This is a genomic window from Gluconobacter sphaericus NBRC 12467 (genome assembly GCF_006539125.1).
Taxonomy (GTDB): domain Bacteria; phylum Pseudomonadota; class Alphaproteobacteria; order Acetobacterales; family Acetobacteraceae; genus Gluconobacter; species Gluconobacter sphaericus.
Map to the genome: position 1 here is coordinate 1 of NZ_BJMK01000060.1, position 6,645 is coordinate 6,645.

The following is a 6,645-nucleotide window of genomic DNA, read 5'->3' on the forward strand; positions in this document are numbered from 1 at the left end:
AAAATTAAATCAATAGGTCCTGAGCCTAGAACACCCCATTTAACGTGACATCGCTGCCAGAGGTCAGTGCGCTGCCGTGCACGGCAGGTGCGCGATCGAAGATGAGTTCGTTGATGACCTGGTTTGTGATTTCAGGTCTCGTTAAATCATATATTTATTGCGAATTATTCTCATTTGCTATAATTGATTCACCCTTACACGGAGTTGGATCACGTCAGAAAGTGGACAGAACACGAATAAGCCGCCTGTTTTTGGGCCATAGACGAGAGTTGGCTGAGTATGTTGGACGGCAATTGAATGACCGCGATCTTGCTGCCGATTTTGTGCAGGAAACCTTCATTCGCTTCATGGAGCATGGGGACGCCCTTCCGGCCGATTCATGCCGGGCATTCCTCTATAGTACACTTCGCAATCTGGTAATCGACCATGTCAGGTCTGTCCGCCGACGTAAGACATCCAATACCCTTATCGAAGATCTAGCCTTCACGATCGACGACAGGCCTCATGCAGAAGACGTAGTGGCGGCGAGGCAAAAAATTCGCCAGATTGCAGCGCTTCTGGATGAATTGCCTCAAATAACTCAACGTATATTCGTGCTCAATCGCGTGAATGGACTGAATTATCGCACGGTAGCAAAGAAATTAGCCGTCTCTGAAAGCACTGTACAAAAGCATCTTGCAATAGCGCTTCGGCATCTTCTGTCGCGCCTGCCCCGCTAATTTTTATGTTTTTCTTTGTTGATCTCATGACAGATAATACGGACGACCAGCTGGACAGAATCAATATGGAAGCTGCGGAGTGGGTCATTCGCCACAGCGGTGGCCAATTGACGCTGGAAGAACAACAATCTTTCGAAATATGGCGATCCGTATCGCCTCTTCATGCGGCAGCATTCTGCCGAGCATCCAGCCTGTGGTCGGATCTTGATGTAGGAGGTAGCAAGAAGGGAACCCAGCATCGGAAAACAGCAAAACATGTCGCGGCAACAGGGATGTTCGTACTCGTGCTCGGGATCGGCGTGAGCTGGCTTGAGCCCGTCCGCTGGTTTGCCGATTACACAACGAGGACAGGAGAAATTCGTACTGTTCAGTTTAATGATGGCAGTCTTGCCGAGCTGGATACCCATGCTGCCCTCAGCTTGCGCTATACGGCAAACGAACGACGAGTTATCGTAGTCGGAGGGCAGGCCTATTTTACCGTTGCTCCTGTGAGTGGGACAGAACACCGGCCTTTTGTGGTTGATGCAGCTGGTGGCACAGTGACTGCACTGGGCACCCAATTCATGGTCGCACGTGACGGTTCGGACGTGGATACAATCGTGACTGAACATACTGTCCGTGTCGCGAAAGAGAATCATGAGGGTATTTTGCGGTCAGTTGTCGTTTCGAAAGGACAGAGCGTCCATTTCGACCGATCAGGCCTGCATGAACCACACGCGGTGTCTACCGCAACGTTAACCGCATGGCGAACCGGGCAGCTTGTCTTTGATAATGTGCCACTCTCAGACGTGATCGCGCGCCTGAATCGATACCGCCATGGCCGGATCGTTTTGGCAAAACGAAGTCTAGCCACTCTAAGAGTGAGCGGCGTCTTCGCCTGTGAGAATATTGGGGGCGCACTGACAACGATCAGTCAGGAACTGCACGTAAAAACAATTTCTGCGGGCACATTGGTAACAGTCATCTATTGATGCCTGCTTCAGGCCCAAGCGTGCAGATCTGTCACCAGGAAGCTCTCAGAAGAATTCTGTATATAAATATCTGTAAATAAACAAAATAATTCAAGAAAACAAAAAAATAAAAAAACCTTACTGATTCCCATAGGCTCAATCGTCCTAACTTTGTGAAAAAATGCAATTAATTCGCAGTTGCATAAATGGGTTTGGGAAATGGGAAGAGAATGAGTGCTCATAAGGCGCATCGTTGGGCAGGACGGTGCAAAAATTTTTATTGGTTGATGTCGGGAACGGCCCTGACTGTTACAGGCCTGCTGGTATCTGAAATGCCCGTACATGCGCAGGAGCAACTCTACCCAAGCGCCACAAGCCAGTCGATGATCTCGGTCAACATTCCTACGGGTGATCTTAACGCATCTCTGCTCACCCTTAGCCGAAAAGCCGGGCTGCGGGTGTTCTACGATATGAACAAGGTCGACGGGCTAAGAGGGAACGCCGTGTCTGGAACCATGACACCAGATGAGGCTTTCAGTCGTGTTCTGGCTGGAAGTGGTTATACGTTTTCACGTTCAGGCCAACGTATTTCCATCTTGCAAGTTTCCTCTCCCATTATGCTTGGCCCTGTACGGGTTGGAGGGCGTTACCGCATTGTAGTCCCCGCCACAGCAATGATTGGCAATCTGCCACCAACGTTGCCGGGTGGAGAGATCGCGCGTGGCGGACAGCTCGGGTTGCTTGGCAACCGGGATGTGATGGACACGCCGTTCAATATGACAAGCTATACAGAGGCATTCATCGAGGAGAGACAGATCCGGACAATCCGCGATGCCCTGAAGGACGATCCTTCGGTCAGAGGAATATTCTCGGAAGGAACGGCTGGCGTAGAGCGCCTGCAGATCCGTGGCTTTACACTGGATAATGTGGATATTTCCTATGGTGGAATGTACGGGATGATGCCATTCAGCGGCATCACCTCGGAACTTGCCGAACGGGTTGAAGTGCTGCGCGGTCCTGCGGCCTTGCTGAACGGCATGTCCCCTGGAGGTGCAATCGGGGGTGTCGTCAACGTCGTGCCCAAGCGGGCCCATGATACGCCGATTACGAAGATCGAAGCGGATTATACCTCCAACTCGCAGTTCGGGGGGCATGCTGATATCGGACGGCGTTATGGCAAGGAAAAGCAGCTCGGTATTCGTGTAAACGGCATGATCCGCTCAGGCTCGACCGCAATCCCCTATAGCGGAATGAAAACGGCGCTGGTTGGAGCGGGCGTTGATCTTCGACTACACCATGTCCGGCTATCGACTGACTTTGGCTACCAGGTTCGTAACATCGATGGGGTTCTTCCATACTACTCGCTGGCTGCAGGCGTGCCGGTCCCCGATGTCTCAAAGGTTAAAAGAAACTACAAGCTGCCCTGGAGTTACTTCAATGGAGAAGACATTTTCGGGGTATTTCGAGGAGAAGTAGATCTTTTCCGTAATTTTACTGCCTATGGCAGTGTTGGTGTTCATGACTACAAATACAGGGGCGCATATTCTCAGTATGTGGTTGTTAGCAATGCCCAGGGAGCGGGGTCTGGCTCTAGCCCGGTTGGGATTGTACAGAACGGTCGTTATCTGACTGCCGATTTAGGCGTTCGCGGAAAAGTCGATACCGGTCCCCTCAAGCACGATCTGGCGTTCTCAGCTAACCGTCTTGATCTTACGATGGGTCGGATTTTTGGTTCGAACACTGATATTCCTGCTTATGCTTTGAATATTTATAGCGGAAAAAATTATTATCCTCTGAACCGCAGTGTCTCTGTTCCCTATAGTTCTCCGAAGACTGGAACATCGACCCTGTCCAGTCTGGCGTTTGTCGACACGATTTCTACGTTGCACAATCGTATTCAAGTTACAGCCGGGCTGCGAGCTCAACGCGTACAAAGCGCGAGCTACAGCACCACAACAGGAGCAGCTTCTGGAATTTATGACAAAACGGCCATAAGTCCGGCTGTGCTCGCCGTGTTCAAACCGCTGAAGAATGTCTCGATCTATGGAAACTGGATCCAGGGACTACAGCAGGGAACGACGGTTGGCACAACTTATGCCAATGCAGGTGAAATCCTCGCTCCATACAAATCGACGCAATATGAAGTCGGCGTAAAAGCGGATTTCAGGAAGTTTATAGCTACATTCGATGTTTTCCAGATATCCCAACCCAACACTGTTTCCAACGCAGCAACCAATATACTTACAGTGAACGGAAATCAGCGTAATCGCGGTCTCGAATTGAATATTGCTGGTGAAGTTTTGCATGGTCTACGCGCTACGGGTGGTGTGATGCTTCTAGACCCTACTCTCACAAATACGCAGGGAGGCACTTACAACGGTCAGCGAGCACCGAACACCTCCCCTGTTAATTTTAACATGGGGTTAGATTACGACCTACCATTTATCAAAGACCTCTCGATAACATCTGACATCATGTATACGGGGTCAGAATACATTGAAAATTCGACATCCTACAGGAGAAGTATCCCCAGTTGGGTCAGGCTCGACTTGGGAGCCCGCTATGTCATGAAAAATCCAGCTGCAAAAAAAGGAAAGATAACGTTTTTCCTGAACGTGGATAATGTGACTAACGCCCGCTACTGGAATTCCAGCGGCGCCCGCTTCTTGTCGCTGAGTGCACCGCGCACAGTTCGCTTCTCGATCGCTGCTGACTTCTGATGAGACGCTCCGGATTAGGCGTCGTCGCAAGAGTTCTTCTGGCAACTGGCGGAGCCTATGTTGTCACCTCTTCGACGCTCGCGGCATTCTGCATTGTGCTGTTTGCTTCAGGTGTGCCGCGTGTGGACGCCGTAGCAATGGGAACGATACTGGGCTTCATCCTCTATCTGTGCCTGATTCTTTGGGTCTTCTCTTCCCGAAAGCCGTGGCGGATTCTCGCAATGTTTATTCTCGCGATTGCCTCTGAGAACTGCATGACTTTTGTCATTGGTCACGGACACTAACATGGAGCAGGATTTTAGACGTTCCATGGGCTGGCTACATACTTGGGCGGGGGTCGTGCTGGGAAGCATCCTGTTTGCAGTCTTCTGGATGGGCACGCTTTCAGTGTTCGATAGCGAGATAGATTCCTGGATGGAGCCGGCCACGCGACTGCCTACCGCGAGCAGCCCTTTACCACTTGAAACGTTCAGGCCTTCATTGAACGATGCGATTGCTGCGAAAGCTGCCTTCTGGAACGTGACCATGCCTGATGACCGTCAGGCCGTCGTTCATGTCCACTATCGCACCCGCCAGAAATTCATCACGCGTGAATTTAATCCGGTCACGGGCAAAGAACTGCCAAACAGCGGAACGCTTGGAGCGACAGGATTCATTTTCCCATTCCATTACACACTTGAAATCGGATTGATGAATCTTGGGGAATGGTTGGTCGGATTAGCGTCCATGGCTATGTTGGCCCTGTGCATCACGGGTGTTATCATCCACCGCAAGCTGTTTGCGGAGTTCTTCACCTTCAGGCCTACAAAAAAACCACGCCGAATGTTATTGGATTTGCACAACATGGCTGGTGTGCTTGGCCTGCCCTTTCATATCATTCTCACATTCTCCGGGCTCGTCATTTTGAGCACGACCTATTTCCCCGGAAGTGTGAAAGCAGTTTATCCAAGCCCGCGTGGTTACTTTTTCGAGGTCAACGGCCTGACATTCCTCCCAATAAAGCCCGGAAAGCCTGGTGCCTCCGTTGCTTCGCTGGATAAGGCTGCCTCTTACGTTCGAAATGTATGGAACGGAGCGGAACCTCATACGATACTTGTGATGAATCCCGGCACAACAACAAGTCGGATGGCGTTTTTCCGCCAAAGCGACAGACAGGTCACCGTTGACAGGGATGTCATCTCGTTCGAAAGTCCGACTGGAAAATATTTCTCTCGATCTCCAGCGCCGCATCCGATCATTCGGGCGGAACACTTTCTAAGTGGTGTGCATCTCATTCAATTTCATCACTGGGCCTTGCGCTGGTTCTACTTTATTCTCGGGCTAGGCAGCTGTGTTTTAATTGGAACAGGATTTCTGTTCTGGCTTGCAGCACGTCGAAAGACACAGGAAAGTACCTTCGGCTTCAGGATAGTCGAAGGGGTAGCTTCAGGATCAGTGACAGGGATCATTATTGCGACACTAGTCTTCTTCGTCGCCAATCGCCTACTGTTTCCAAATGCGCATATATTTAGCCAAGATCGCTCCACTCTTGAAATTTGGGCGTTCTATTTTTCGTGGCTGGCAACATTCCTGCATGGCTGGATTCGACCTCGACGAATGTGGATCGAACAAAGCGCTACAATTGGGGTTCTGGCGGCCCTCGCCGCCTTACTTAACTGGATCACAACAGGAGATCATCCACTGCGAACGCTCTTCCATCGCTATCTCTGGCCAGTGGCAGGAATGGATGCTGTATTAATGATCGGATCTGTACTAGCTTTAGTGGTAGCACAGCGTCTGTCTAGTAGAGCGCGATTATCTGTTCTCTTAAGCGTTCCGTTGAGGAAGCGTCTGTAATGATATCAATAATTATATATTTAATTTTTGATTCAATACTATTTGTGTCTTTTGCACTATTGGCGCTGACGCAATTTCCGCATCGTAGAGCCACAAAGACGTCAGAACTATCATCAGGTGCCATCTTTAAAGCTCGCCTGTTGGCAGGAGTTCTGCAGATTAGCATTTTGATTATGGCTGTTTTACAGGATGGAGAAGGGTTTGGATTTCTTCTCTGGGCCTGTCTGCTACCATTTTCTGCCTGTTCTGTATCGCTGTTTCTAGCGTGGCAGCCTAACCTTTTGGCGCCACTATCAAGACTAATGGTTTCACTGGAATATTGCTCCGTTAACACCTATCTGGACGGATCGAAAAATCGTTGATTAATGTGTCTTGGTTCTGATGTTGGGTTTTTGGATAACTTTCGCTCTATACTTTGAG

The 6,645-nt window shown here is 50.0% G+C and carries 6 protein-coding genes; all 6 read left to right on the forward strand.

Going from position 1 to position 6,645, the window contains the following annotated elements; genetic code table 11:
• Positions 1 to 113 precede the first annotated feature (113 nt).
• The 6 genes from GSP01_RS14130 to GSP01_RS15515 all read left to right on the forward strand — a co-directional run bounded on the left by GSP01_RS14130 (position 114) and on the right by GSP01_RS15515 (position 6,587).
• Positions 114 to 719 (forward strand): RNA polymerase sigma factor, encoded by a 606-nt coding sequence (locus GSP01_RS14130; protein ID WP_167495577.1) that lies wholly within the window; start codon positions 114 to 116, stop codon positions 717 to 719.
• 26 nt (positions 720 to 745) lie between these two features.
• Positions 746 to 1,690 carry a FecR family protein gene (locus GSP01_RS14135; protein ID WP_167495578.1) on the forward strand — a complete coding sequence of 315 codons (945 nt, stop codon included), beginning with the start codon at positions 746 to 748 and terminating at the stop codon, positions 1,688 to 1,690.
• 209 nt (positions 1,691 to 1,899) lie between these two features.
• Positions 1,900 to 4,389 (forward strand): TonB-dependent receptor, encoded by a 2,490-nt coding sequence (locus GSP01_RS14140; RefSeq protein WP_228123980.1) that lies wholly within the window; start codon positions 1,900 to 1,902, stop codon positions 4,387 to 4,389.
• A complete protein-coding gene (locus GSP01_RS14145; protein ID WP_141354564.1) occupies positions 4,389 to 4,673 on the forward strand; it encodes a hypothetical protein in 285 nt (94 codons plus the stop codon). The genes GSP01_RS14140 and GSP01_RS14145 overlap by 1 nt, the downstream gene beginning before the upstream one ends.
• A 1-nt stretch (position 4,674) precedes the next feature.
• Positions 4,675 to 6,225, forward strand: a complete 1,551-nt coding sequence (locus GSP01_RS14150) for a PepSY-associated TM helix domain-containing protein (RefSeq protein WP_141354566.1) — start codon at positions 4,675 to 4,677, stop codon at positions 6,223 to 6,225.
• The gene (locus tag GSP01_RS15515) at positions 6,225 to 6,587 is read left to right on the forward strand and encodes a DUF3325 domain-containing protein (protein ID WP_141354568.1); all 363 of its coding nucleotides are present in this window, start codon (positions 6,225 to 6,227) and stop codon (positions 6,585 to 6,587) included. Before GSP01_RS14150 ends, GSP01_RS15515 begins: the two co-directional genes overlap by 1 nt.
• The last annotated feature ends 58 nt before the right edge of the window (positions 6,588 to 6,645 follow it).

Excerpts from the sequence above, each read along its gene's own strand:
- GSP01_RS14130 (WP_167495577.1), top strand. The coding sequence starts at position 114 with ATGACCTGGTTTGTGATTTCAGGTCTCGTTAAATCATATATTTATTGC.
- GSP01_RS14135 (WP_167495578.1), top strand. The coding sequence starts at position 746 with ATGACAGATAATACGGACGACCAGCTGGACAGAATCAATATGGAAGCT.
- GSP01_RS14140 (WP_228123980.1), top strand. The coding sequence starts at position 1,900 with ATGAGTGCTCATAAGGCGCATCGTTGGGCAGGACGGTGCAAAAATTTT.
- GSP01_RS14145 (WP_141354564.1), top strand. The coding sequence starts at position 4,389 with ATGAGACGCTCCGGATTAGGCGTCGTCGCAAGAGTTCTTCTGGCAACT.
- GSP01_RS14150 (WP_141354566.1), top strand. The coding sequence starts at position 4,675 with ATGGAGCAGGATTTTAGACGTTCCATGGGCTGGCTACATACTTGGGCG.
- GSP01_RS15515 (WP_141354568.1), top strand. The coding sequence starts at position 6,225 with ATGATATCAATAATTATATATTTAATTTTTGATTCAATACTATTTGTG.